Genomic DNA, 24,355 nt, shown 5'->3' with positions numbered 1-24,355 from the left:
CCCATGCGACGCATCGTACTCAAGACCCTGGCCGCCAGCCTGGCCGCCGCCTGCCTGTCTCTGCCTGTGCAGGCGCAGAACAAGCCCGTCGAGGTCGAGTTCTACTACCCGGTTGCCGTCGGCGGCCCGATCACCAAGATCGTCGACGACATGGTGACGGATTTCCAGAAGGAAAATCCCAACATCAAGATCAAGCCGATCTACGCCGGTTCGTATCAGGACTCCATCGCCAAGGCGCTGACCGCGCTCAAGGGCGGCACCCCGCCGCAGCTCGCGGTGCTGCTGTCCACGGACATGTTCACGCTGATCGACGAGGACGCCATCGTTTCGATCGACAGCCTGGCCAAGACCGACGCCGACAAGAAGTGGCTGGGCGGATTCTATGACGCCTTCATGCAGAACAGCCGCACCGGCGGCCACACCTGGGGCGTGCCGTTCCAGCGTTCGACCATCGTCATGTACTACAACAAGGATCTCTTCAAGGCCGCCGGCCTGGATCCCGAAAAGCCGCCCAAGACCTGGGCCGAGCTGGTCGAGTACGGCAAGAAGCTGACCAAGCAGGACGCCTCGGGCAACACGACGCAGTGGGGCATCGAGATCCCGTCGGGCGGCGCATTCGCGTATTGGCTGTTCCAGGCGCTGACCACGCCCAACGGCGCGATCCTGATGAACGAAGCCGGCAACGAGGTCTACCTGGACAAGCCGGCGGTGGTCGAAGCCGTGCAGTTCTGGCGTGACCTGTCGGCCAAGCACAAGATCATGCCGACCGGCACGATCGACTGGGGCACCACGCCCAAGGACTTCCTGGAAAAGAAGGCGGCGATGGTGTGGACCACCACCGGCAACCTGACCAACATCCGCAAGAACGCGGACTTCCCGTTCGGCGTGGCGATGATGCCGCAGCAAAAGCGCGGCGGCAGCCCCACGGGCGGCGGCAACTTCTACATCTTCAAGAGCGGCACGCCGGAGCAGCAGGCGGCGGCGCTGAAGTTCGCGCAGTGGGCCACCACGCCCGAGCGCGCGGCCGACTGGAGCATCGCTACGGGCTACGTAGCCGTGACGCCGGCCGCCTGGGAAACCGAGAAGATGAAGAAGTACGCGCAGGAAGTGCCGGCCGCCACGGTCGCGCGCGACCAGCTGGAAGTCAGCGTGGCGGAATTCTCGACGCACGAGAACCAGCGCGTCACCAAGACCCTGAACGACGCCCTGCAGGCGGCGCTGACGGGCTCGAAGACCCCGCAGCAGGCCCTGACCGACGCGCAGCGCGAATCTGATCGCATACTGCGTTCCTACAAGTAAACCGACCGCACGCACGATGAGCCGCTCTTTGAATGCGCTTTATGGCTGGCTGCTTCTGCTGCCAGCCATCGTGCTGCTCGCCGCCTTCACGCATTACCCGGCGGTGGCGACGCTTTGGCACAGCTTTTTCTCCACCCCAAAGGGCGCGCGCCCGGCCCGCTTGGTCGGGCTGGACAACTATGCGGTCATGCGCGACGACCCCGTGTTCTGGCAGTCGCTGTGGAACAACCTGTGGTTTGCGCTGGGCACCATTCCCACCTCGATCGGCATCGCGCTGATCATGGCGCTATGGGTCAACCGCAACCTCACCGGGCGCGGGTTCCTGCGCATGGCGTACTTCACGCCGACCGTGCTGCCCATGGTGGCAGTCGCAAACATCTGGCTGTTCTTCTACACGCCGCAGTACGGGCTGATCGCGCAGGTGATGGGCTGGTTCGGCGCGCCGGGTCCCAACTGGCTGGGCAACCGCGAGACCGCGCTGCCCGCGCTGATGCTGGTGACCGTCTGGAAAGAGGCCGGCTTTTTCATGATCTTCTATCTGGCGGCGCTGCAGACCGTGTCGCCGTCGCTGCGTGAAGCGGCCATGCTGGAAGGCGCCTCGCGCTGGCAGTATTTCCGCCGCATCCTGTGGCCGCTGCTGATGCCCACCACGCTGTTCGTGCTGATCAATGCGCTGATCAACGCGTTTCGGCTGGTCGACCACGTGGTCGTCATGACACGCGGCGGGCCGGACAACGCGAGCACCTTGCTGCTCTATTACATCTACCAGGTGGGATTCAGCTTCTGGGACACGGCTTACGCCGCGACCCTGACCGTCGTGTTGCTGGTGGTGCTGGCGCTGACCGCGCTGATCAAGTTCCGCTGGCTGGACCGCAGGACGCACTACCAATGAAAGACAAGCTCGATACCCTGGGCGCGTGGGCGCTGGGCCTGTTGTGGATTTTGCCTCTGGCCTACGCGATGTGGGCGGCGTTCCATCCGCCCGCCTACGCCACCCGCTTCGATCTCTTCGCGCCGCTGACGCTGGATAACTTCGTCCGTGCCTGGAATGCAGCGCCGTTTCCGCGCTACTTCCTGAACACGTTCGTGCTGGTCACCATGGTGCTGGCCGCGCAGCTTGTGCTGTCGACGCTGGCGGGCTACGCGTTCGCGCGCTTCGAGTTCCGCGGCCGCGATTTCGTGTTCATGCTGGTGCTGTTGCAGCTGATGATCATGCCCGACGTGCTGCTGGTGGAAAACTACCGGTCGATGAGCCTCCTGGGCGTACGCGACACGGTGTTTGCGATCGGCTTGCCGTACTTCGCCTCGGCCTTCGGCATCTTCCTGTTGCGCCAGACCTTCAAGACGGTTCCGCGCGAACTGGAAGAGGCGGCCCGCATGGAAGGCGCGAACGCGCTGCAAGTGCTCTGGAAGGTGTACGTGCCGCTGGCCAAGCCGATCTACGTGGCCTACGGGCTGGTGTCGGTGAGCCATCATTGGAACAACTTCCTGTGGCCGCTCATCATCACCAACTCGGTGGAATCCCGGCCGCTGACGGTCGGCCTGCAGGTGTTCTCGTCCACGGACCAGGGCATCGACTGGTCGGTGATCACCGCCGCGACGCTGATGTCGGCCGCGCCGCTGCTGATCGCGTTCCTGCTGTTCCAGCGCCAGTTCGTGCAGTCGTTCATGCGGGCGGGGATCCGGTAGGAATCCGTTCGCACGGTGCGCTGCACACATCGCGCCGCCGTGAACGCAGCGCACAAAAAACCCCGCCCAGGCGGGGTTTTTCACAGGTGGCGGAATGTTCGGCCGTTCAATACCCGACAGTCAGGCCCGGCAGGTCCACGGTGATGCGCGGACGCTCCAGCGCCAACGCCAGGTGCTCGGCGAACTCCCGGGCTTCCTTTTCGTCAGACGACAGCGTGTCGTAGCCCAGCGCGTCGGCCACGCCCAGCACCTTGTCCAGCAACAGGACCTTGCCGCTGGGCCGCAGCGGTTCGCAGCCCAGGGTTTCCCAGGCGCTGTCAAACCAGTCGCGCGCATCGGCCTGGCGTTGCGGGGAGGTTTCGACGTTCGCGGAAAGGTCCAGCGAACGCCGGGAGTCGAAAACAATGGTGATGTCGCTGCGCATGGGAATAAGGCTCCGTCAGAGGGCGTCAGGCCAACAGGGTAGGCAAAAAAAGCCGGACAGATTGTCCGTCCGGCGACATAGTCCTACCAGCCCCGCGAGACTTCCCAGGTGACCTCGGCGCCTGCGGCCTGCGACTGGCGCATCATGTCCAGCAGGGGGAAGGCACGCTCCTTCAGACCGACCGCGCGCGCCATCGGGGCGACAGGCGCCTTGTCCTCGTCGTCCTCGTCCGGGCTTTCGTGGGCGTGCTGGTACTCGTCGATCGCGCGTTCGATGCCGCTGATGGCCGGTCCAAGCTGCTCCACGGTGAAGACGCCGCGCTCGGGGATCTTGTCGCCGACCGGCTTGCCGGCCGCCTGCAACAGGGCGCCCGCGTGGTCGGTCAGCATCAAGACTTCGGCCACGACCTTGGAGTGAAAAGTGATCAGCATATTCCGGTCTCCTACTTTGATTACCTTAGCTCCGTACACTACCCCAACGCCCCCATGATGCCAACTGGCGCCCCCAAATCAACTATGATTCAGGGGTTTCCCGTGACAGCAGGCGCCGCGCCGGGCCCCAGATTTCCGGCACATGCGCGCCGGCTTGCCCGCCGCCGCCGGACAGAACCGCGAGCCCGCCAGCGGGCACGGCGCGGATCGCCGGCAGGCCGCAAGCGCCGTGCCGCCGTCGTCACTCACTCAGAACCACGCCAGACGCCCATGCTCCTCGAGCAACAAAAACAGCTTATCTCCCTGATCCAGGCCGCCGTCGCGCAGAGCCTGCCCGACGCCCAGCCCAACGTGCTGCTGGAGCGCCCCAAGGTTGCCGCCCATGGCGACGTCGCCACCAACGTGGCCATGCAGCTCGCCAAACCCGCGCGCCGCAATCCCCGCGAACTGGCCCAGGGCATCGTCGACGCCGTGATGGCCAATCCCGACGCCGCCGCGCTGGTCGAAAGTGCTGAAGTGGCCGGTCCCGGCTTCATCAACCTGCGCATCACGCCGGCTGCCCGCCAGGCCGTGATCGCCGCGGTGGCTGAGCAGGGCGATGCCTACGGCCGCGCCGCGCGCCTGGGCGAGAAGATTTTGGTCGAATTCGTGTCGGCCAACCCCACCGGTCCGCTGCACGTGGGCCATGCCCGCCAGGCCGCGCTGGGCGACGCGCTGTGCCGTCTGTACGACGCCGTGGGTTGGGACGTCACCCGCGAGTTCTATTACAACGACGCCGGCAACCAGATCCAGAACCTGGCGATCAGCGTGCAGGCCCGCGCCCGCGGCCTGACCACCGATTCCCCCGACTGGCCCGAAGACGGCTACAAGGGCGACTACATCGCCGACATCGCCCGCGACTTCCAGGACGGTAAGACCATCCAGGCGTCCGACGGCGAGCCCGTCACCGCCACCGGCAACATCGACAACCTGGACGACATCCGCGCCTTTGCCGTGGCCTACCTGCGCCGCGAGCAGGACCTGGACCTGCAGGCCTTCGGCCTGGCGTTCGACAATTACTACCTGGAAAGCTCGCTCTACACGTCCGGCCGCGTCGAAGCGACGGTCAAGGCGCTGATCGCCGGCGGCCACACGTACGAGGAAGGCGGCGCGCTGTGGCTGCGCACCACCGAATTGGGCACGGGCGACGACAAAGACCGCGTGATGCGCAAAAGCGAGGGCGGCTACACCTATTTCGTCCCCGACGTGGCCTACCACAAGGCCAAATGGGAGCGCGGCTTCCATCGCGCCGTGAACATCCAGGGCAGCGACCACCACGGTACCGTGGCTCGCGTGCGCGCCGGCCTGCAGGCCCTGGAAGAGGGCATCCCGAAGGACTATCCGTCCTACGTGCTGCACAAGATGGTCAAGGTGATGCGCGGCGGCGAAGAGGTCAAGATCTCCAAGCGCGCCGGCAGCTACGTCACCATGCGCGACCTGATCGACTGGGTCGGCCGCGACGCCGTCCGCTACTTCCTGATCCAGCGCCGCGCCGACACGGAATTCGTGTTCGACGTGGATCTGGCCCTGTCCAAGAGCGACGAGAACCCCGTCTACTACATCCAGTACGCCCACGCGCGCATCTGCTCGGTCATCAACAACGCGGGCATGCCCGCCGCCGACGTGGCCCAGGCCGACGCCGCGCTGCTGACGGCGCCGACCGAATTCGCGCTGATGCAGCGCCTGGCCGAGTTCCCGCAAGTGGTGGCGCTGGCCGCCCAGGACCTGTCGCCGCACCACATCGCGTTCTGGCTGCGCGACTGCGCGTCGGACTTCCACGGCTGGTACAACGCCGAACGCGTGCTGGTCGACGACACCGCCGTCAAGCTGGCCCGCCTGCGCCTGGCCGCCACGACCCGCCAGGTGCTGGCCAACGGCCTCGCGCTGTTGGGCGTTTCCGCGCCCGAGCGGATGTAACATCGGTTCATGGCAACCAAGCGCAAATCCACCCGCCGTTCCTCCGGCGAAAGCGGCAGCACCCTGTACGGGGCGCTGGCCGGTCTGCTGATCGGGCTGATCGTCGCCGCCGTCGTCGCGTTCTATGTCACCAAGGCGCCCGTTCCCTTCGTGGACCGGGCCAGCCGCCAGGGCGATACGGGCAAACTGCCCGATCCGCGCTCGGCGCCGGACCCCAACGCCGGCCTGTACGGCCGCGACGGGGCCGCGGGCGCGCCCCCCACCGGTCCCACCGCCACCGCGCCGGCCCCGCTGCCGGGTGCGGGCGCGCCGTCCAAGGGCGACGAAACGCCCGCCAAGCTGGACGACTTGGGCGCGTTGATCGCCACGCTGCCGACGTCCCGGGCGCCGGCTGCAGCGCCGTCGGCGCCCCCCGCAACGGCGTCCGCGCCCACGCCCATCTCCAAGGCCGCTCCCACGGCGACGGCAGCCGCCAAGCCGTCTGCGCCCGCCGCCAACGGCACGTACTACCTGCAAGCCGGCGCCTTCCGCGGCGAGAACGACGCCGAATCGCTCAAGGCGCGCATCATCCTTTTGGGTCTGCCGGTCGCGGTACAGAAGGCGGAATTGAACGGCAAGCCCATCAACCGCGTTCGGGTCGGTCCGTTTGCCCGCCTGGACGACATGAACCGGGCGCGCGGACGCCTGGGCGAGAACAAGATCGAAACCGCCGTGGTGCGCCAATAGCGCTACGCGGCGGATCGTTTTGCATTGAACTATTCCGGCCCCGGGCCTGTCTGTAGCCTTTTATTCAGGAACCTCACCCATGCTGTCCCCCAAGCTCATCCGCATCCTGGCAGCCGCCGCGCTGACCGCCACGGCGTTCTTCAGCCCGGCCAGCCACGCGCAAGGCGCCCAGCAGTACGTGCCGATCAACCCGCCGCTGCCGTCGGACACCCCGGGCAAGGTCGAGGTCCTGGAATTCTTCGCCTACACCTGCCCGCACTGCGCCGCCATGGAACCCATGGTCGAAGACTGGGCCAAGACCGCGCCGTCCGACGTCGTCTTGAAGCAGGTCCCCATCGCCTTCAATGCCGGCATGAAGCCGCTGCAGCAGCTGTACTACACGCTGCTGGCCCTGGACCGTCCCGACCTGCACCCCAAGGTCTTCACGGCCATCCACGGCGAACACAAGCGCCTGTTCGACAAGAAGGCCATGGGTGAGTGGATTGCGACCCAGGGCGTGGACCGCGCCAAGTTCGACTCGGTGTTCGATTCGTTCAGCGTGCAGACCCAGGTGCAACGCGCCAACCAGCTGGCCGAGGCCTATCGCATCGAAGGCACCCCGTCGTTCGCCGTGGGCGGCAAGTTCATGACCTCGCCGGTCATGGCGGGCAACAGCTACGAAGGCGCGCTGAAGGAAGTCAACGCGCTGATTCCGATGGCGCGCGCGAAGTAAACCGCGCCAAGCGCTGCAATGAAAACGCCCCGAGCCTTTCCAGGCCGGGGCGATTTTCTTCAGGCGTCTCGCAGCCGCGCGGCTATTCCTTGACCGCCGCAGCCTGTTCAAACGCCTGAGTCAGGTCCGCAATGATGTCCTCGGGCGACTCCAGCCCGATGTGCAGGCGCACGACCGGATTCTCGCCTTCGCCCCAATAGCCGTGTTTGGACAGATCCTTCGGCGACACGAGCTGCACCAAGCTTTCATAGCCGCCCCACGAGAAGCCGATGCCAAAGAGCGTCAGCGCATCGACAAAGCGGCGCGCGGCGGCCGGGGACAGGGCCAGTTCGGCCGACAGCATGCCGTTCGAACCCGTGCAATCGCGTTTCCACAATTCGTGGCCGGGATCCTTGGGCCAGGCCGGATGGAACAGACGCACGGTTTCGGGACGGGAATCCAGGAACTCGCACACCTGCATCGCGTGGCGTGCATGCTGCGCCATGCGGATGGGCATGGTGCGCACACCGCGCAGCGCCAGCCACGCGTCGTCGGCGCTGATCGAATACCCCATCGCATACTGCGTGCGGTTCAGCTTGCGGGCGATGCCTTCGTCGTTGGTGACCACCGCGCCCAGCATCAAGTCCGAGTGTCCGCCCACGTATTTGGTGCCAGCAATGACCGAGACCTGCGCGCCCAGCGTCAGCGGCCGGTAGATGTAGCCGGAACCCCAGGTGTTGTCGGTGGCCAGCACCAGCCCGTGGCGCTGCGCGATGGCGGCCATGGCGCCCATGTCCAGCATCTCGAACAGCAATGAGCCGGGCGATTCCACATACAGCAGCTTGGTGTTGGGGCGCACCAGCGCATCGACATCCTCGCTGGCGGCAAAGTACGTGATCTCGATGTTCATGCGCTTGAGCACCGCATCGTCCAGCTCGCGCATCGGGCCGTACACGCTGTCGGAGATCAGCGCATGGTCGCCGGCCGAGCACAGCGCCATCATCACCATCGTCATGGCCGACAGACCCGAGGACGCCAGGTAGCAATGCGTGCCGCCTTCCAGCTGCGTGAAGACCTCTTCCAGCGCGGCATGGGTGTCCATGCCCATGCGCCCGTACGTGGACGCGCGGCCGCCAGCCGCCTTGCTGCGCTGCGCGTTTTCCAGCGCGGCGATATTGGCAAAGCGCACCGTGCTGGCCCGCATGGGCGGCAGCGGCACCGGCGCCGTGCCGGTCTCGGGATTGAACGGGGCGGTGCCCGCGTGCTGGAGGACCGTATCGATGTGTTTGGTAGGCATCTTGTAGAGGTGCGTCAAAACCGGGAAAACCAAACCATATCAGGACGCGGCCGGAATTTCAGCCGATCCATTGAACCGTCTCGGACAAATCCGCGCGCCGGGTGCGATAGCTGTTGGCCGGATGCGCCGTGTCTTCGAAGCCGAACGAGATGCCGCAGACTACGCGCCGGCCAGGTGCGATGCCCAGCAGTTCGCGCAAGACCTCGGGATACATCGCCAGCGAGGCTTGCGCCACGGTCGCCACGCCATTGGCCTGCGCCGCCAGCAGAAAATTGGCGACATACCCGCCGCAATCCATCGCGCCGTATTCGCCCAGCGCCTCGTCGGTCGTGATGATCGCGACATGCGGCGCGTCGAAGAGGGCGAAGTTGCGCATCTCCTGGCGCCGGTAGGCCTCGCGGTCGCCGCGCGGCACGCCGACGGCGCCGTACAGCTGGAAGCCGGATTCGCGGCGGCGGGCCAGGTATTCGTCGCGGTATTCGCGCGGGAACGGGAAATCCGGCTTGAAGCCTTCAATCTGCGCGCGGCGCTCCAGCGCGTCGCGCAGCCGCTTCGTGCCGTCGCCCTCGGTAATTGCCACCTGCCACGGCTGGCAGTTGCACCAGGACGCCGTGCGCTGCGCCAGGGTCAGGATGCGTTCAATGGTGGCGCGGGGCACGGGCTGCGGCAGAAAGGCGCGGCAGCTGTGGCGGGCGAGCAGCCAGTCTTCGAGCGCGGCATCGGGTAGGGCGTCGTTCGCGTTTTTGGTGTTATCAGCGTTCTGAGCGGCAACGGTCATGATCAGTCTGTCTCCTGTCGTGGTCGGCTTTGCCCTTATCATGCCACTTGCTGTCCGCCACCGTCCCGCCCGTCGCACCCGCTGCTCCGATACCGAAGAGACTCCATGCTGCCCCTCGACACCCTGATCGCATTCTTTGGCATTGCCGTACTGCTGGCGCTGACGCCGGGGCCGGACAACCTGTTTGTGCTGATGCAGTCCGCCATCTGGGGACGCAAGGCGGGCATGTTCGTGGTGCTGGGGTTGTGCACGGGACTGCTGGGACACACGGCGGCGGTTGCGGTTGGCTTGGCCGCGGTATTTGCCGCGTCGCCCGTGGCGTTTACGGTGCTAAAGCTGGCGGGCGCGGCCTATCTGGCGTATCTGGCTTGGCAGATCCAGCGCGCCCCCGTCGAATCCGAAGACGGCAAACGTCCCGAACCCATGCGGCCCAGCGCGTTGTATCGCCGCGGCATCGTCATGAACCTTACCAATCCGAAAGTGCTGCTGTTCTTCTTCGCCTTCCTGCCGCAGTTCACGTCTCCGCGGCTCGGGCCGGTCGGATTGCAAACCATGCAACTGGGCGCGGTGTTCATCGTGTCGACGCTGCTGGTGTTCGGGGCGATCGCGTTCTTCTCGGGTGCGTTCGGGGAATTGCTGCAGCGTTCGGTCACGGCCAAGCGCTGGTTGAATCGCATTGCCGCGCTGGTGTTCGTCGGGCTGGCGGTCAGGCTGGCGACGGGTTCCCGCTAGACACCGCTAATCGTCGCGCTGGCGCTGATCACCAGCGGCGGCACGCGATCAGCGGGACACCGGCAGCCGGACACGAGCAGCGACGCTCGCATCCCCCGGCCGCCCATCCTGCCAATCAAACCGCCTTGAACCGCACGATGCCATCGGCATCCTGCGCGCGCGTCAGCTTGCCTTCGAAGTACAACGCATGCAGATGCGCCAGCGCCTCGCCCATCGCGAAAGTCAGCTGATGCAGATCCAGCTTGCGCTTGAACAGCACGGGCACGATGTCGGATGTCGATTGCGGCTTCACGGCACAGGCTTCCAGCACCTCGGCCAGCCGATCCCGATGATGCTCGTGCTGCTGCGTGATGCGCTCATGCAGACCCTTGAACGGGCGGCCGTGCGACGGCAACACCAGCGTATCGCGGGGCAGGCCGTCATAGCCGTGCAGCGACCGCAGATACAAGGGCAAGGGATTCGCGTCAGGTTCGTAGTCGAACACGCTGACGTTGGTGGAAATGCGCGGCAGCACCATGTCGCCGGAAATCAGCACGCCCAGGTCGGGCGAGAACAGCGACGCGTGTTCCGGCGCATGACCGTAGCCCACAATCACACGCCAATCGCGCCCGCCGATGCGCACCTGATCGCCGTCCATGATGCGCGTATAGCGCGACGGCACGGCAGGCACCAGGTTCGGGAAATAGCTGGCGCGCTGGCGGATCTGTTCCTGCGCGTCCGGGTCCGTCAGGCCGTGACGGGCGAAGTGTTCGACCGCCGATTGGCCGCCCGGACCCGCGCCGGCATCCGTGCGGCGCGACGACCACAGCGACGCCACCATGTAGTCCGTCATCGTCATCCACAGCCGCGCGTTCCAGCGCTCGCACAGCCAGTAGGCCAGGCCGATGTGGTCCGGATGCATGTGGGTCACCAGCACGCGCAGCACGGGCAGGCCGTCCAGCTCGTTCTTGAACACGTCTTCCCACAGCGTCTTCACTTCGTCGCGTGAAATTCCGCAGTCAACGACCGTCCAGCCCTCCTGGCCGTCGATGTTGTCGCGCAGCAGCCAGAGGTTGATATGATCCAGCGCGAACGGCAGCGGCATCCGGATCCATTTGACGCCCTCCGCCACCGCATGCGCGCGGCCGGCCTCGGGCTGAAAATCGGCCCAGGGATACTGAAGCTTCTGTTCGTTGGGGTTCATTGCCTCTCGCTCCACGCTTGACGATCACGTCAAGTCATCATAATTTACGTTTACGTAAACTGCCACACGTCGCATGTCCCCGTCAACCTGGACCATCTCCGAGCTCGCCCGCGAGTTCGACGTCACGCCCCGCACGATCCGCTTCTACGAAGACCAGGGGATCGTCAGCCCGGCGCGCGAGGGCCGCAACCGCATCTTCGGACCGCGCGACCGCACGCGCCTGAAACTGGCCCTGCGCGGCAAACGGCTGGGCCTGCAACTGTCCGAGATCCTGACGCTGATTGACATGTATGACGGACCCGGCGACACCGAGGTGCAGTTGCGCCAGTATCTGTCCGTGCTGGAACAGCATCGCGTCACGCTTGAGCAGCAGCGTCGCGACATCGACGATACCCTTCAGGAAATCAGCGAGCAGGAACGCCAGTGTCGCGTCTTGTTGGCGCAGAAGCCGTAGTCCGCATGGCTGTTTTTCAAACCATCGGGCTTTTCGTCCTGACCGCCCTGGCCGAGATCATCGGCTGCTATCTGCCCTACCTGTGGCTGCGCAAGGGCCATTCCATCTGGCTGCTCGCGCCCGCCGCGCTGAGCCTGGCGCTGTTCGCGTGGCTGCTGACGCTTCACCCGACGGCGTCTGGTCGCGTCTATGCCGCGTACGGCGGCGTGTATATCGGCATGGCGCTGCTGTGGCTGTGGGCGGTGGACGGCGTGCGGCCCAGCGCTAGCGACTGGATCGGCGTGGGCCTATGCCTGGCCGGCATGCTGGTGATCATGTTCGGGCCGCGCGGGACCTGAACCGGCCTGCCAGACGGGCAAGAAAAAAGCGCGCGTTCCCGTGAAGGGCCGCGCGCTTTGCATTGGTGCCGGTCTTTTGACGCAGGCTGCGTCTCGGCACATCTCGCGCGGCGGATCGACCGCCGCCACGCTGATTTGCCACCTCAACCCCCCGGTCACTCCGCCTTGATATTGCTTTCCTTGATGATGCGGGCGTTGTTCGTGAACTCGGCCTGCACCTGCTTGGCAAACGCCTCGCCCGATGCCGTACCCGGCTGCAGGAACGACTTGGCCAGCAGTTCCTGGAACTCGGCGCTGGCCACCGCCTTGGTCAACGCGGCCTGCAACGGCTGCGACACCGTCGGCGGCAGATTGGCCGGCGCGAAGATGCCGAAGTTCGAGTAGTACTGCGCCTGCGGCAGCTTCAGTTCGGCCATCGTCGGCACATCGGGCCACGCGGCCAGACGCTGCGGCGCCATCACCGCCAGCGGCTTGAGCGCGCCGTTGGCCACGTGCGGCAGCACGACGTCGCTGTTGACCACCAGCAGCTCCACCACGCCGCCCAGGCCGTCGGTCAGCGCCTGGCTGTTGCCGCGATACGGCACGTGCAGCATCTTGGTGCCGGTCTGCGCGGTGACCGCCGCCATGCCGATATGCGCGACCGTGCCCTGGCCCGGCGTGCCGTAGCGCACGCCTTCGGGATGCGACTTGGCGTATTCCACCAGGCCCGCAAAATCCTTCACCGGCAACGCCTTGGTCGCCACGATGGCCACCGGCGCGACGGCGACGCTGGCCACCGGCGTCAAGTCCTTCATCGGGTCATAGTTGGTCTTGGCCAGATGCGGAAAGATCGTCAGCGGGCTGGTCGAGGCCAGCAGCAGCGTGGTGCCGTCCGGCTGCGCGCGCGCCACGTAGTCGGTGCCCACCGAGGCGCCCGCGCCGGGCTTGTTCTCAACGATGACCGTGATGTTCGCTTCCTTGCGCAGCGCATCGCCCAACCGGCGCGCGATCGCATCGGCGCTGCCGCCGGCCGTGTAGGGCACGACCACGGTGACCGGCTTGGCCGGCCAGTTCTGCGCCATCGCGCCGCTTGCCATGATTGCCAGGGCCGCCCCCGCGGCCTTGATGAACAACGTCCTCTTTTTCATATCGTCCTGGTGATTTGCGTAGCACTGCGTGGGTGAAACGGATTGCGGTAAAGCCCATCAGGCGAGGTAGCGTTGCGCCAGGCGAACCCAGTACGACGCCCCCGCCGGAATCAAGGAATCATTGAAGTCATAGCTGGCGTTGTGCAGCATGCACGGACCCAGGCCGTGGCCCGCCATGCGATGCTCGCCGTCGCCGTTGCCCAGGAACACGTAGCAGCCCGGCTTTTCCTGCAGCAGGAAGGCAAAGTCTTCTGAGGCCATGGCCGGTTCGATGGTGAGTGCGCGGTCCTCGCCCACGACCTCGCGCATCACGCCCATGCAGAATTCCGTCTCGGCCACGGTGTTGACCAGCGCCGGGTAGCGGCGCTCGAAGTACACCTCGGCCTCGCAGCCGTGCGCCGCGGCGATGCTGGGCGCAATCTCCTGCATGCGCCGCTCGATCAGGTCCACCACATCGGTGCTGTACGCGCGCACCGACCCGCCCAGCCACGCGGTATTGGGAATCACGTTGATGACAGTGCCGCCCGCCTGAACCTGCGTGATCGACAGCACGGCGGCATCCAGCGGGCGCTTGCTGCGCGTCAGGATCGTCTGCAACGACTGGCCGATGGCAAAAAGCGCCGGCACCGGATCATTGCAGTCCTGCGGCGCGGCGGCATGGCCGCCCTTGCCCTTGACCGTGATCTTGAAGCCATTGGCCGCCGCCATCATGGGGCCGGCACAGACGCCGAATGCGCCAGCCGGCAGGCCTGGCCAGTTGTGCATGCCGAACACGGCCTCGCACGGAAACCGCGTGAAGAGACCATCCTGGATCATGGCCCGGCCGCCCGCGCCGCCTTCCTCGGCCGGCTGAAAGCACAGGTACACGGTGCCGTCGAAGCCGCCCGCTGTCTGCAAATGCTGCGCCGCAGCCAGCAGCATCGCGGTGTGGCCGTCATGGCCGCAGCCGTGCATCTTGCCGTCGTGACGCGAGCGGTGCTCGAACTGGTTCTCCTCCTGCATGGGCAGCGCGTCCATGTCGGCGCGCAGCATGATGGCCCGGTCCGACGTGCCCCGTTTGATAACGCCCACCACGCCCGTCTTGGCGATGCCCGTATGCGTTTCGATGCCCCGGCCGCGCAGCGTGTCGGCCACCACCTTGGCCGTGCGGTGCTCTTCGTAGCAAAGCTCCGGGTGCATATGAATGTCACGGCGCAACGCCACGATGTCGTCCAGATTGGAAAGTTCGAGCACAGCTGACTCCGTCGGATATTTCAGGATTAAAGGGTCATATCAAGTATTGCCCATCGTCCCTGTCGCAGCGGTGCGCAACGCGCTAGGGATAACCCTCATCCAATTTACGTTTACGTAAACGTAATATTTGCACTGCATCATTGCGCAGCGCCGGATGAACGGCGCATCATGGATCACCCCCGCGACGGCGGCCAAGACACGCCCGCGCAGATCCATGAATGTAAGTACCTACTATCACGGAGACACTGATGAATCTTCCCGGCCTGAACTTCGACCTGGGCGAAGACCTGGACATGCTGCGCGACGCCGTCCGCAATTTCGCGCAGGCCGAGATCGCGCCGCGCGCCGCGGAAGTCGACCGCAGCGACCAATTCCCCATGGACCTGTGGCGCAAATTCGGTGACCTCGGCGTGCTGGGCATGACCGCCGACGAGGAATACGGCGGCGCCAACATGGGTTACCTGGCCCACATGGTCGTCATGGAAGAAATCTCACGCGCCAGCGCCTCCATCGGCCTTTCGTACGGCGCGCACTCGAACCTGTGCGTGAACCAGATCAACCGCAACGGCACCGCCGCCCAGAAGGCCAAGTACCTGCCCAAGCTGATCTCTGGCGAACACGTCGGCGCGCTGGCCATGAGCGAACCGGGCGCGGGCTCCGACGTCGTCAGCATGAAGCTGCGGGCCGACAAGAAGGGCGATCGCTACGTGCTGAACGGCACCAAGATGTGGATCACCAACGGCCCGGACGCCGATACGCTCGTCGTCTACGCCAAGACCGATCCCGAAGCCCACCAGCGCGGCATCACCGCCTTCCTGGTCGAAAAGGGCTTCAAAGGCTTTTCCGTGGCGCAGAAGCTGGACAAGCTGGGCATGCGCGGCAGCCACACCGGCGAGCTGGTGTTCCAGGACTGCGAGATCCCCGAAGAAAACGTGCTGGGCCAGGTCAACGGCGGCGTGAAGGTGTTGATGAGCGGCCTGGACTACGAACGCGCCGTGCTGTCCGGCGGCCCGCTGGGCATCATGCAGGCCGTGATGGACGTGGTGGTGCCCTACATCCACGACCGCAAGCAGTTCGGCCAGGCCATCGGCGAATTCCAGCTCATCCAGGGCAAAGTCGCCGACCTGTACACCACGCTGCAGGCCAGCCGCGCCTTCTGCTATCAGGTCGGCAAGAACCTGGACAAACTGGGGTCCGACCACGTGCGCCAGGTGCGCAAGGACTGCGCCGCGCTCATCCTGTACACCGCCGAAAAGGCCACCTGGATGGCGGGCGAGGGCGTGCAGATCCTGGGCGGCAACGGCTACATCAACGAATACCCGGTCGGCCGCCTGTGGCGCGACGCCAAGCTGTACGAAATTGGCGCCGGCACCAGCGAGATCCGCCGCATGCTGATCGGCCGCGAACTCTTCAACGAAACCGCCTGACGCCTTATCCACAGCTCGCGCCATGATCCGCACGTCCGACATCCAGCACATCGAGCAGGCGCCCGCCCCGGGCCCCTCGCCGCTGGAGGTCGCGCGCCTGATCCTGGCCGGCTTTGACCGGCACTACGCGCTGTTCCGTTACAGCGCACAGCGTGCCAAGGCGCTGTTCGAATCCGGCGACTGGCACGGCATCCAGCATCTATCGCGCGAACGCATCGAGTACTACGACATGCGCGTGCGCGAATGCGCCACGCAACTGGAAGGCGTGCTGCGCGGCCGGCCAGAGGGCGCGGTTGGCACTACGGTTGGCAATACGGGCAACGGCGCAGAGCACGCCCCCAAAAACGGCAACGGCGCCGCCGCCCCGTCCCTGACCGACGCGCAGACCGCGTACTGGCAGCAGATCAAGCAGGAGTTCGTCGGCCTCTTGGGCGAACACCGCCAGCCCGAATGCGCCGAGACCTTCTTCAACTCGGTCTCGTGCCGCCTGCTGCACCGCGACTACTTCCACAACGACTTCCTGTTCGTACGCCCGGCAGTCGCCACCGACTACCTCGACAGCAGCGTGCCGTCCTACCGCGTGTACTACCCGGTGACCGACGGCCTGGAAAAAAGCCTGATCCGCATGGTGGCCGACTTCGGCCTGGCGCTGCCTTTCGAAGACCTGCCGCGCGACACGCAATTGCTGGCGCGCGCCGCGGTGTCCAAGCTGCGCGCGGTCCTGCCGCGCCACGTCGGCCGACGCATCGCCACCGACTGCCAGGTCCACGCGCTGGGGTCGCTGTTCTTTCGCAACAAGGGCGCGTACATCGTCGGCCGCCTGATCAACCAGACCACCGTCTATCCCTTTGCCATCGCGCTGACGCGCAATCCGGCGGGGCAGGTGACACTGGACGCGCTGCTGCTGGGCGCGGACGACCTGAGCACGCTCTTCAGCTTTACCCGCGCGTATTTCCTGGTCGACATGGAAACGCCCGCGGCGGTGGTGAATTTTCTGTCGAGCCTGTTGCCGCGCAAGCCCAAGGCCGAGCTCTACACCATGATCGGCCTGCAAAAACAGGGCAAGACGCTGTTCTACCGCGACTTCCTGCACCACCTGGCCCACTCGCGCGACGCCTTCGACATCGCCCCCGGCATCAAGGGCATGGTGATGTGCGTGTTCACGCTGCCGTCCTATCCGTACGTGTTCAAGCTCATCAAGGACCGCATCGACAAGGACGGCATGGATCACGCCACCGTGCGGCGCAAGTACCAGATGGTCAAGCTGCACGACCGCGTCGGCCGCATGGCCGACACTTGGGAATATTCACAGGTGGCCCTGCCGCGCGCCCGCTTTGCGCCCGCGCTGCTGGACGAACTGCGCCGGCTGGTGCCCAGTCTTATCGAGGAAACCGGCGACACCGTCGTCATCCGCCACGTCTACATCGAACGCCGGATGACGCCGCTGAACCTGTACCTGCAGCAGGCGCCGGACGCTTTGCTGGACCACGCCGTGCGCGAATACGGGGACGCCATCCGGCAATTGGCCGCGGCCAATATCTTCCCCGGCGACATGCTTTACAAGAATTTCGGCGTCACGCGTCTGGGCCGCGTCGTCTTTTATGACTACGACGAAATCCAGCGCATGACCGAGATGAACTTCCGGCGCATCCCGCCGGCCCCGAATGAAGAAGCGGAGATGGCGTCCGAACCCTGGTACGCCATCGGCCCGAACGACGTCTTCCCCGAGGAATTCGGCCGCTTCCTGCTGGGCGATGCGCGCGTGCGCGGCGCCTTCATGCGTCACCATGCCGACCTCCTGGAACCGGACTGGTGGCAGGCCTGCCGCGCCCATGTGGCGCAAGGCCGGATCGAAGAATTTTTCCCTTACGATAAGGACAGACGCTTGCGTGCAGACCGCCCTTCAAACGGCAACGCGGTGTTGTAACCCAATCGCTGTCCCGACCCTCACAGGAGCAAGTCATGTCAGATCCCATCGTCATCGTTTCCGTCGCCCGCACGCCCATGGGCGGCATGCTGGGCAACCTGTCCGGCCTGGCCGCGCACGAGCTGGGCTCGGTCGCCATCAAGGCCGCCGTCGAACGCGCCGGCATCAAGCCCGAGCAGGTCGACGAAGTCATCATGGGCAACGTGCTGCAGGCCGGCCAAGGCCAGGCGCCCGCCCGCCAGGCCGCGCTGGGCGCCGGGCTGCCGCTGGGCGTAGCGTGCACCACCATTCACAAGGTTTGCGGCTCGGGCCTGAAGGCCGCGATGTTCGGCCATGACCTGCTGGCTTCGGGGAGCGCCGAGATCGTCGTCGCCGGCGGCCAGGAAAGCATGAGCAACGCGCCGTACCTGCTGCTCAAGGGCCGCCAGGGCTACCGCTACGGCCACAACACCGTGTACGACCACATGGCGCTGGATGGCCTGGAAGACGCGTACGACAAGGGCAAGGCCATGGGCGTCTTCGCCGAAGACTGCGCCGCCAAGTACTCGTTCACGCGCGAACAGCAGGACGCGTTCTCGCTGGAATCGCTGCGCCGCGCGCGCGCCGCTTCGGAAGACGGCAGCTTCAAGTGGGAAATCGCGCCCGTCACCGTGGCCGGCCGCAAGGGCGACACCGTGATCGACACCGACGAAGCGCCCACCAAGGCCATGCCGGAAAAGATCCCGACCCTCAAGCCCGCGTTCAAGAAAGACGGCACCGTCACCGCCGCGAACTCGTCGTCCATCTCCGACGGCGCCGCCGCCATGGTGCTGATGCGCGCGTCCACCGCCGAAAAGCTCGGCGTCAAACCGCTGGCCCGCATCGTCGCGCACTCGCAGCACTCGCAGGAACCCAACTGGTTCACCACCGCCCCCGTCGGCGCGCTGAAGAACCTGTTCAACAAGACCGGCTGGAAGGCCGAGGACGTGGACCTGTACGAGATCAACGAAGCCTTCGCGGTGGTCGCCATGGCCGCCATGACCGACTTCAAGCTCTCGCCTGAAAAGGTCAACATCCACGGTGGCGCCACCGCGCTGGGCCACCCGATCGGCGCCTCCGGCGCACGCCTGGTGGCCACCCTGATCGGCGCGCTGCGCAAGACCGGCGGCAAGCGCGGCGTGGCCACGCTGTGCATCGGCGGCGGCGAAGCCGTCGCGATGGCCATCGAAATGGTCTAAGCCGTTGCCTGCTTGAGACACGGGCTTCGGCCTGTGCCTCAAGCAGGATTTCGCTGCGCCTTTCTGGCATTGCAACCACCGCGACGGGTCGGTCGCGGGCCATGCAGGAAAGGCGCAACGAAATCCTGATTTACCAAATCGACAAGAATGCCCGGCCCACCGGGCAGCGAGACAACCCGCTCACACCGAGCGCCTTCAAATTCCAATCAAGCAGGACGGGTGGTACCCCATGCCCATCATCGAATCCCGCATCAATCCGCGGTCGCAGGACTACATCGACAACGCCAGCGCCATGCAGGCGCAACTGGACGATCTGAACCAGCAACTGGCGCAGACGGCCTTGGGCGGCAGCGAATCCGCCCGTGCCAAGCACACCGCGCGCGGCAAGCTCCTGCCGCGCGACCGCGTCGAAAACCTGATCGATCCCGGCACCCCGTTCCTGGAACTGTCGCCCATGGCGGCGCACGGCATGTATGACGGCGACGCGCCCGGCGCGGGCGTCATCACCGGCATCGGCCGCGTGTCCGGCACCGAGTGCGTCATCGTCTGCAACGACGCCACGGTCAAGGGCGGCACCTACTATCCGATGACGGTCAAGAAGCACCTGCGCGCGCAAGAGATCGCCGCGCAGAACAACCTGCCGTGCGTATATCTGGTGGACTCCGGCGGCGCCAACCTGCCGCAGCAGGACGAAGTCTTTCCCGACCGCGACCACTTCGGCCGCATCTTCTACAACCAGGCGCAGATGTCGGCGCAAGGCATTGCGCAGATCGCCGTGGTAATGGGTTCGTGCACCGCCGGCGGCGCGTACGTGCCCGCCATGAGCGACGAGTCCATCATCGTCCGCAACCAGGGCACCATCTTTCTGGGCGGCCCGCCGCTGGTCAAGGCGGCCACCGGCGAAGAAGTCAGCGCCGAAGACCTGGGCGGCGGCGACGTGCACACGCGCCTGTCCGGCGTGGTCGACCACCTGGCCGCCAACGACATGCACGCGCTGCAACTGGCGCGCAACGCCGTTGCGCGCCTGAACCGCAAGAAGCCGCAACCGCTGGCCACGATCCCCGTGCGCGAGCCGCGCTTCGATCCCAGCGAACTGAACGGCATCATTCCCGCCGACACCCGCAAGCCCTACGACGTGCGCGAAGTCATCGCGCGCATCGTCGACGGTTCCGAGTTCGACGAATTCAAGTCCCGCTTCGGCCCCACGCTGGTCACCGGCTTTGCGCACATCCACGGCATGCCCGTCGGCATCGTCGCCAACAACGGCATCCTGTTCTCCGAGTCCGCGCAGAAGGGCGCGCACTTCATCGAACTGTGCGCGCAGCGCAAGATTCCGCTGGTCTTCCTGCAGAACATCACCGGCTTCATGGTTGGCCGCAAATACGAAAACGAAGGCATCGCGCGCCACGGCGCCAAGATGGTGACGGCCGTGGCCACCGCCAACGTGCCCAAGTTCACCGTCCTGATCGGCGGCTCGTTCGGCGCCGGCAACTACGGCATGTGCGGCCGCGCGTATTCGCCGCGCATGCTCTTCATGTGGCCCAACGCCCGCATCTCGGTCATGGGCGGGGAACAGGCGGCAAGCGTGCTGGCGACGGTGAAACGCGACGGCATCGAAGCGCGCGGCGGGCAATGGTCGGCGGACGAAGAGACGGCGTTCAAGGCCCCGATCCGCGAACAGTACGAGCGTGAAGGCCATCCGTATTACGCGACTGCGCGGTTGTGGGATGACGGCATCATCGCCCCCGCCGACACGCGCCGCGTGTTGGGGCTGGCGTTGTCCGCGGCGTTGAATGCGCCCATTGAAGACACCAAGTTCGGTGTCTTCCGGATGTGAATGGGACCCACCCCCTACGCGCTTCGCGCGCCCCCTCAAAGGGGCGGCACTGGCGGACCGGCGGAGCCGGATCCGCGGTGCCCCGATAGGGCCGGCGCAGGCGGGGAACGGTTGTTAGAAATTTAGCGGCAGTGCCCTCGCCGCACCGCTGTCAACAAACAAACTCAGCTTGGATAACGCAATGTTCGATACTGTGCTGATTGCCAACCGCGGCGAAATCGCCTGCCGCGTCGCCGCCACCGCCCGCCGCATGGGCCTGCGCACCGTCGCCGTCTATTCCGACGCGGACGCCAACTCGCGTCACGTCGCCGCCTGCGACCAGGCCGTGTACATCGGCGGCTCAGAGCCGCGCGCCAGCTACCTGCGCGCCGACGCCATTCTGCAGGCCGCGCGCGACACCGGCGCCGGCGCCATTCACCCCGGCTACGGCTTCCTGTCCGAGAACGAAGCTTTCGCCCAGGCCGCGCAAGATGCCGGCATCGCCTTCGTCGGCCCGCCCGCGTCCGCCATTGCCGCGATGGGCAGCAAGTCCGCCGCCAAGACCCTCATGGAGAAAGCCGGCGTGCCGCTCGTGCCCGGCTACCACGGCGACAACCAGGACCCGCAGTTCCTCAAATCGCAGGCCGACGGCATCGGCTATCCCGTCCTCATCAAGGCCAGCGCGGGCGGCGGCGGCAAGGGCATGCGCATCGTCGAATCCTCCGGCGCGTTCCTCGACGCACTGGCCTCCTGCCAGCGCGAAGCCGCATCCAGCTTCGGCGACGACCGCGTGCTGATCGAACGCTACCTGCAAAAGCCGCGCCACATCGAAATCCAGGTCTTCGCCGACACGCACGGCAACTGCGTGTACCTCTTTGAGCGCGACTGCTCCGTGCAGCGCCGCCACCAGAAGGTCATCGAAGAAGCCCCCGCCCCCGGCATGACCGAAGAACGCCGTCGCGCCATGGGCGAGGCCGCGGTCTCGGCCGCGCGCGCCGTCGGCTACGTCGGCGCGGGCACCGTCGAGTTCATCGCCGAGCCCGACGGACGCTTCTACTTCATGGAAATGAACACGCGTCTGCAGGTGGAGCATCCGGTCACCGAAATGATCACCGGCCACGACCTCGTCGAATGGCAACTGCGCGTCGCCGCCGGCCAGCCGCTGCCCGCGCGCCAGGAAGACCTGCGCATCAACGGCCACGCCATCGAAGCCCGCATCTACGCCGAGAACCCCGAGAAGGGCTTCCTGCCGTCCATCGGCACGCTCGCCTACCTGGGCCTGCCGCCGCACACCGCGTTTGCCAACGGCGACATCCGCGTCGACGGCGGCGTGCGCATGGGCGACACGATCACCCCGTTCTACGACCCGATGATCGCCAAGCTCATCGTGCACGGCGCCGACCGCGACCAGGCCCGCGCCCGTATGCTACAAGCCTTGGCGCAAACGCAGGCCGTCGGCGTGCAGACCAACGTCGCGTTCCTGTCGCGCCTGATGAAGGACAGCGCCTTCGCGGCCGCTGATCTGGACACCGGCCTCATCGAGCGCCAGCGCGCCACGCTGCTGCCTGACCCGAAGCCCGCCGACGCCGACGCACTGGCCCTTGCCACCGCGGCCGTGTTGGTTCGCCAAGGACTGGCTCAACCGGGCGCGCAAGGCGCGGGCAAAGGCCCCGCCGATCCGTGGGACGCGCGCGACGGCTGGCGCTTAGGCGGCCAGTATCGGCGTCAACTGCAATGGACCGACAACGGCGAAGCCCGTCACGTCACCGTGGCCCGTCAGGGCGGCGCGTGGACGCTGGACACCGGCGACGGCGCGCGGCCGTTCTTGTGGCGCTCGCATGCCAGCGCCAATCCCAACCTGGCCTACGGCCTGCGCATCACCCTGCAAGGCCATGAAAGCGCCGGCACCGTCGTCCTGCACGGCGACCGCGCCTACGTCTTCCGCGAGGACGGCTCGCACGTCCTGGAGCTGTATGACGCGCTGACGCACTCGCAGGACACGCAGGGCGACCACGGCGCGGGTCTGGCCGCGCCCATGCCCGGCAAGATCATCTCGATCTCGGTCAAGGCCGGCGACAAGGTGGAGAAGGGTCAGCCGCTGCTCGTAATGGAAGCGATGAAGATGGAACACACGATTTCTGCCACCGCGGACGGTACGGTGGGGGAAGTGTTTTATGGGGTCGGGGATCAGGTGACGGAAGGGGCCGAACTCGTCTCGATCGAGTAACGGCGGTTTGAACGTACCCGACGGCTTCCGGCGGTATCGCCGGGAGCCGTTTTGTTTTTGCGGCTCGCGCGGGTTTAGCTGTCCGTCAGCGCCCCTCGCCTAGAATCGGCGCTTCCCCCCGCGCCACGCCCACCATGTCCGCCGCCGACACGCCCAGTCCGCTTTCCCGTCCGCCGTTCCTGCATTTCCTCTGCGGCCGCGTCGCGGCATCGCTGGCATTCCAGATCGTCTCCGTCGCCGTGGGCTGGCAGATTTACGCGCTGTCGGGCAGCGCGCTCGACCTCGGCCTCATCGGCCTCGCTCAGTTCCTGCCGATGGCCGCACTCACGCTCGTTGTCGGCCACGTCGCCGACCGCTACGACCGCCGCAAGATCGTCGCCGTCTGCATGGCACTCGAAGCGCTGGCTACCCTAGTGCTCGCGATCGCCGCGCTGCACGGCGTCGGCGGCAAGACGCTCATCTACGCCACGATCATCATCATGAGCTCGGCACGCGCCTTCGAAGCGCCGACGCTCTCCACGCTGATCCCCGCCGTCGTCCCCCGCGAATGGCTGCCGCGCGCCACCGCGCTGTCCTCATCCGGCGGCCAGATCGCCCAGATCGCCGGCCCCGCGCTCGGCGGCGTCGGCTACAGCCTCGGGGCAGGGTGGATCTACTGCGTCGCCGCCGCGTTGTATCTGACGGCCTTCATCGCCATTGCGACCCTCGTCATCGAACGCGCACCGCCGCGCAAGGAGCCGACCACGTGGCGCACGCTGTTTGGCGGCATTACGTTCATCTTCCGGCGTCGGTTGCTGCTGGGCACGTTGTCGCTGGATCTGTTTGCGGTATTGCTGGGCGGGGCAACTGCGCTGCTGCCGATCTTTGCGAAGGACATTCTGAATGCTGGGCCTTGGGCGCTTGGTGCTTTGCGTGCGGCGCCTGCCTGCGGCGCGGCGCTGATGTCGTTGACGCTGGCGCGATTGAGCCTCGGTGAAAACGTCGGCCGGCTGCTGTTCGGCTCGCTGATCGTGTTCGGCCTGGCGACCACGGTGTTCGGGTTGTCGACCTCAATACCGCTCTCCATCGCCGCGCTGGTCGTGCTGGGTGCGGCGGATGCGGTCAGCGTCGTCGTGCGGTCATCGCTGGTGCAGTTGAATACACCCGACCACATGCTGGGGCGGGTCAGCGCCGTGAACACCTTGTTCGTCGGCGCGTCGAATCAGCTGGGGGAGTTTGAGTCTGGGCTCACCGCGCAATTGTTCGGCGCAGTGCCCGCCGTGGTGATCGGCGGGGTTGGGACGATTGCGGTCGCCGCGCTGTGGATGCGATGGTTTCCGGAGTTGAGGCGGCTTCGGACGTTGAATGGGAATGAGGTGGCGCAAACTTGAGGCAGCGCCCATA

At 66.1% G+C, this 24,355-nt stretch carries 22 protein-coding genes; 15 read left to right on the top strand and 7 right to left on the bottom strand.

Translation table 11 applies throughout. The annotated features are described in order from the left end of the window. Nucleotides 1–3: 3 nt before the first annotated feature. Genes AC6CIE_RS13475 through AC6CIE_RS13465 form a run of 3 tightly spaced genes read left to right on the top strand, consistent with a single transcriptional unit; the run spans nt 4 to nt 2,988 of the window. Entirely contained in the window at nt 4–1,299 is a 1,296-nt protein-coding gene (locus AC6CIE_RS13475) for an ABC transporter substrate-binding protein (RefSeq protein WP_498092428.1), read from the top strand. 16 nt (nt 1,300–1,315) lie between these two features. Then, nucleotides 1,316–2,191: a carbohydrate ABC transporter permease gene (locus AC6CIE_RS13470; protein ID WP_498092426.1), complete on the top strand. Its 876-nt coding sequence runs from the start codon at nt 1,316–1,318 to the stop codon at nt 2,189–2,191. Then, a complete protein-coding gene (locus tag AC6CIE_RS13465; RefSeq protein WP_076518055.1) occupies nt 2,188–2,988 on the top strand; it encodes a carbohydrate ABC transporter permease in 801 nt (266 codons plus the stop codon). Before AC6CIE_RS13470 ends, AC6CIE_RS13465 begins: the two co-directional genes overlap by 4 nt. 106 nt (nt 2,989–3,094) lie before the next feature. On the opposite strand, the gene AC6CIE_RS13460 is transcribed toward AC6CIE_RS13465, so the two are convergent. Both AC6CIE_RS13460 and AC6CIE_RS13455 read right to left on the bottom strand, forming a co-directional pair. Then, nucleotides 3,095–3,412 carry a hypothetical protein gene (locus AC6CIE_RS13460; protein ID WP_175137033.1) on the bottom strand — a complete coding sequence of 106 codons (318 nt, stop codon included), beginning with the start codon at nt 3,410–3,412 and terminating at the stop codon, nt 3,095–3,097. An 83-nt stretch (nt 3,413–3,495) separates the two neighbouring features. Beyond that, complete coding sequence (locus tag AC6CIE_RS13455; protein WP_175123949.1) at nt 3,496–3,843, bottom strand: DUF1840 domain-containing protein; 348 nt, start codon at nt 3,841–3,843, stop codon at nt 3,496–3,498. Between the two features lie 270 nt (nt 3,844–4,113). Between AC6CIE_RS13455 and argS the strand changes: the two genes are divergently transcribed. The 3 genes from argS to AC6CIE_RS13440 all read left to right on the top strand — a co-directional run bounded on the left by argS (nt 4,114) and on the right by AC6CIE_RS13440 (nt 7,237). Continuing rightward, the gene (argS, locus tag AC6CIE_RS13450) at nt 4,114–5,799 is read left to right on the top strand and encodes an arginine--tRNA ligase (protein WP_175137032.1); all 1,686 of its coding nucleotides are present in this window, start codon (nt 4,114–4,116) and stop codon (nt 5,797–5,799) included. 9 nt (nt 5,800–5,808) lie between these two features. Next, on the top strand, nt 5,809–6,525 hold the full coding sequence (locus AC6CIE_RS13445) for an SPOR domain-containing protein (RefSeq protein ID WP_175185540.1): 717 nt from the start codon (nt 5,809–5,811) through the stop codon (nt 6,523–6,525). 79 nt (nt 6,526–6,604) lie between these two features. Beyond that, entirely contained in the window at nt 6,605–7,237 is a 633-nt protein-coding gene (locus AC6CIE_RS13440; protein WP_056565750.1) for a thiol:disulfide interchange protein DsbA/DsbL, read from the top strand. Nucleotides 7,238–7,319: 82 nt separating this feature from the next. Here AC6CIE_RS13440 and metC read toward each other — a convergent pair whose 3' ends face one another. Continuing rightward, entirely contained in the window at nt 7,320–8,513 is a 1,194-nt protein-coding gene (gene metC / locus AC6CIE_RS13435; RefSeq protein WP_175185539.1) for a cystathionine beta-lyase, read from the bottom strand. A gap of 58 nt (nt 8,514–8,571) precedes the next feature. Next, the gene (locus tag AC6CIE_RS13430) at nt 8,572–9,291 is read right to left on the bottom strand and encodes a nitroreductase (RefSeq protein ID WP_498092423.1); all 720 of its coding nucleotides are present in this window, start codon (nt 9,289–9,291) and stop codon (nt 8,572–8,574) included. A 105-nt stretch (nt 9,292–9,396) separates the two neighbouring features. On the opposite strand from AC6CIE_RS13430, the gene AC6CIE_RS13425 reads away from it, so the two are divergent. After that, nucleotides 9,397–10,023, top strand: a complete 627-nt coding sequence (locus tag AC6CIE_RS13425) for a LysE family translocator (protein ID WP_498092421.1) — start codon at nt 9,397–9,399, stop codon at nt 10,021–10,023. A gap of 115 nt (nt 10,024–10,138) precedes the next feature. On the opposite strand, the gene AC6CIE_RS13420 is transcribed toward AC6CIE_RS13425, so the two are convergent. After that, complete coding sequence (locus AC6CIE_RS13420) at nt 10,139–11,206, bottom strand: MBL fold metallo-hydrolase (RefSeq protein ID WP_175137028.1); 1,068 nt, start codon at nt 11,204–11,206, stop codon at nt 10,139–10,141. A gap of 73 nt (nt 11,207–11,279) precedes the next feature. Between AC6CIE_RS13420 and AC6CIE_RS13415 the strand changes: the two genes are divergently transcribed. Beyond that, nucleotides 11,280–11,660, top strand: a complete 381-nt coding sequence (locus AC6CIE_RS13415) for a MerR family transcriptional regulator (protein ID WP_175123956.1) — start codon at nt 11,280–11,282, stop codon at nt 11,658–11,660. Nucleotides 11,661–11,665: 5 nt separating this feature from the next. After that, the gene (locus tag AC6CIE_RS13410) at nt 11,666–11,998 is read left to right on the top strand and encodes a YnfA family protein (RefSeq protein WP_175123957.1); all 333 of its coding nucleotides are present in this window, start codon (nt 11,666–11,668) and stop codon (nt 11,996–11,998) included. Nucleotides 11,999–12,153: 155 nt separating this feature from the next. On the opposite strand, the gene AC6CIE_RS13405 is transcribed toward AC6CIE_RS13410, so the two are convergent. Both AC6CIE_RS13405 and AC6CIE_RS13400 read right to left on the bottom strand, forming a co-directional pair. Further along, nucleotides 12,154–13,125 carry a Bug family tripartite tricarboxylate transporter substrate binding protein gene (locus tag AC6CIE_RS13405; RefSeq protein WP_498092419.1) on the bottom strand — a complete coding sequence of 324 codons (972 nt, stop codon included), beginning with the start codon at nt 13,123–13,125 and terminating at the stop codon, nt 12,154–12,156. A gap of 57 nt (nt 13,126–13,182) precedes the next feature. Beyond that, a complete protein-coding gene (locus AC6CIE_RS13400; RefSeq protein ID WP_498092417.1) occupies nt 13,183–14,358 on the bottom strand; it encodes a M20 aminoacylase family protein in 1,176 nt (391 codons plus the stop codon). A 248-nt stretch (nt 14,359–14,606) separates the two neighbouring features. On the opposite strand from AC6CIE_RS13400, the gene AC6CIE_RS13395 reads away from it, so the two are divergent. From AC6CIE_RS13395 to AC6CIE_RS13370, 6 genes are all read left to right on the top strand, one after another. Further along, entirely contained in the window at nt 14,607–15,785 is a 1,179-nt protein-coding gene (locus AC6CIE_RS13395; RefSeq protein ID WP_056327730.1) for an isovaleryl-CoA dehydrogenase, read from the top strand. Nucleotides 15,786–15,807: 22 nt separating this feature from the next. Then, entirely contained in the window at nt 15,808–17,712 is a 1,905-nt protein-coding gene (gene aceK / locus AC6CIE_RS13390) for a bifunctional isocitrate dehydrogenase kinase/phosphatase (protein ID WP_498092415.1), read from the top strand. Between the two features lie 35 nt (nt 17,713–17,747). Continuing rightward, complete coding sequence (locus tag AC6CIE_RS13385) at nt 17,748–18,929, top strand: acetyl-CoA C-acetyltransferase (protein ID WP_175137022.1); 1,182 nt, start codon at nt 17,748–17,750, stop codon at nt 18,927–18,929. A 229-nt stretch (nt 18,930–19,158) separates the two neighbouring features. Then, the gene (locus tag AC6CIE_RS13380; protein ID WP_218342405.1) at nt 19,159–20,766 is read left to right on the top strand and encodes a carboxyl transferase domain-containing protein; all 1,608 of its coding nucleotides are present in this window, start codon (nt 19,159–19,161) and stop codon (nt 20,764–20,766) included. Between the two features lie 181 nt (nt 20,767–20,947). Next, entirely contained in the window at nt 20,948–22,972 is a 2,025-nt protein-coding gene (locus tag AC6CIE_RS13375) for an acetyl/propionyl/methylcrotonyl-CoA carboxylase subunit alpha (protein ID WP_498092413.1), read from the top strand. A gap of 134 nt (nt 22,973–23,106) precedes the next feature. Next, nucleotides 23,107–24,342, top strand: a complete 1,236-nt coding sequence (locus AC6CIE_RS13370) for an MFS transporter (protein WP_452003553.1) — start codon at nt 23,107–23,109, stop codon at nt 24,340–24,342. Nucleotides 24,343–24,355 lie beyond the last annotated feature (13 nt).

Source organism: Achromobacter sp. GQ309 (genome assembly GCF_059759315.1).
The sequence above is the reverse complement of the archived record's forward strand: the minus strand, read 5'-3'. Positions and strand labels throughout refer to the sequence as shown.

Bases quoted from the DNA above. Each gene is read 5' to 3' on its own strand.
- AC6CIE_RS13475 (WP_498092428.1), top strand. From the start codon at position 4: ATGCGACGCATCGTACTCAAGACCCTGGCCGCCAGCCTGGCCGCCGCC.
- AC6CIE_RS13470 (WP_498092426.1), top strand. From the start codon at position 1,316: ATGAGCCGCTCTTTGAATGCGCTTTATGGCTGGCTGCTTCTGCTGCCA.
- AC6CIE_RS13465 (WP_076518055.1), top strand. From the start codon at position 2,188: ATGAAAGACAAGCTCGATACCCTGGGCGCGTGGGCGCTGGGCCTGTTG.
- AC6CIE_RS13460 (WP_175137033.1), bottom strand. From the start codon at position 3,412: ATGCGCAGCGACATCACCATTGTTTTCGACTCCCGGCGTTCGCTGGAC.
- AC6CIE_RS13455 (WP_175123949.1), bottom strand. From the start codon at position 3,843: ATGCTGATCACTTTTCACTCCAAGGTCGTGGCCGAAGTCTTGATGCTG.
- argS (WP_175137032.1), top strand. From the start codon at position 4,114: ATGCTCCTCGAGCAACAAAAACAGCTTATCTCCCTGATCCAGGCCGCC.
- AC6CIE_RS13445 (WP_175185540.1), top strand. From the start codon at position 5,809: ATGGCAACCAAGCGCAAATCCACCCGCCGTTCCTCCGGCGAAAGCGGC.
- AC6CIE_RS13440 (WP_056565750.1), top strand. From the start codon at position 6,605: ATGCTGTCCCCCAAGCTCATCCGCATCCTGGCAGCCGCCGCGCTGACC.
- metC (WP_175185539.1), bottom strand. From the start codon at position 8,513: ATGCCTACCAAACACATCGATACGGTCCTCCAGCACGCGGGCACCGCC.
- AC6CIE_RS13430 (WP_498092423.1), bottom strand. From the start codon at position 9,291: ATGACCGTTGCCGCTCAGAACGCTGATAACACCAAAAACGCGAACGAC.
- AC6CIE_RS13425 (WP_498092421.1), top strand. From the start codon at position 9,397: ATGCTGCCCCTCGACACCCTGATCGCATTCTTTGGCATTGCCGTACTG.
- AC6CIE_RS13420 (WP_175137028.1), bottom strand. From the start codon at position 11,206: ATGAACCCCAACGAACAGAAGCTTCAGTATCCCTGGGCCGATTTTCAG.
- AC6CIE_RS13415 (WP_175123956.1), top strand. From the start codon at position 11,280: ATGTCCCCGTCAACCTGGACCATCTCCGAGCTCGCCCGCGAGTTCGAC.
- AC6CIE_RS13410 (WP_175123957.1), top strand. From the start codon at position 11,666: ATGGCTGTTTTTCAAACCATCGGGCTTTTCGTCCTGACCGCCCTGGCC.
- AC6CIE_RS13405 (WP_498092419.1), bottom strand. From the start codon at position 13,125: ATGAAAAAGAGGACGTTGTTCATCAAGGCCGCGGGGGCGGCCCTGGCA.
- AC6CIE_RS13395 (WP_056327730.1), top strand. From the start codon at position 14,607: ATGAATCTTCCCGGCCTGAACTTCGACCTGGGCGAAGACCTGGACATG.
- aceK (WP_498092415.1), top strand. From the start codon at position 15,808: ATGATCCGCACGTCCGACATCCAGCACATCGAGCAGGCGCCCGCCCCG.
- AC6CIE_RS13385 (WP_175137022.1), top strand. From the start codon at position 17,748: ATGTCAGATCCCATCGTCATCGTTTCCGTCGCCCGCACGCCCATGGGC.
- AC6CIE_RS13380 (WP_218342405.1), top strand. From the start codon at position 19,159: ATGCCCATCATCGAATCCCGCATCAATCCGCGGTCGCAGGACTACATC.
- AC6CIE_RS13375 (WP_498092413.1), top strand. From the start codon at position 20,948: ATGTTCGATACTGTGCTGATTGCCAACCGCGGCGAAATCGCCTGCCGC.
- AC6CIE_RS13370 (WP_452003553.1), top strand. From the start codon at position 23,107: ATGTCCGCCGCCGACACGCCCAGTCCGCTTTCCCGTCCGCCGTTCCTG.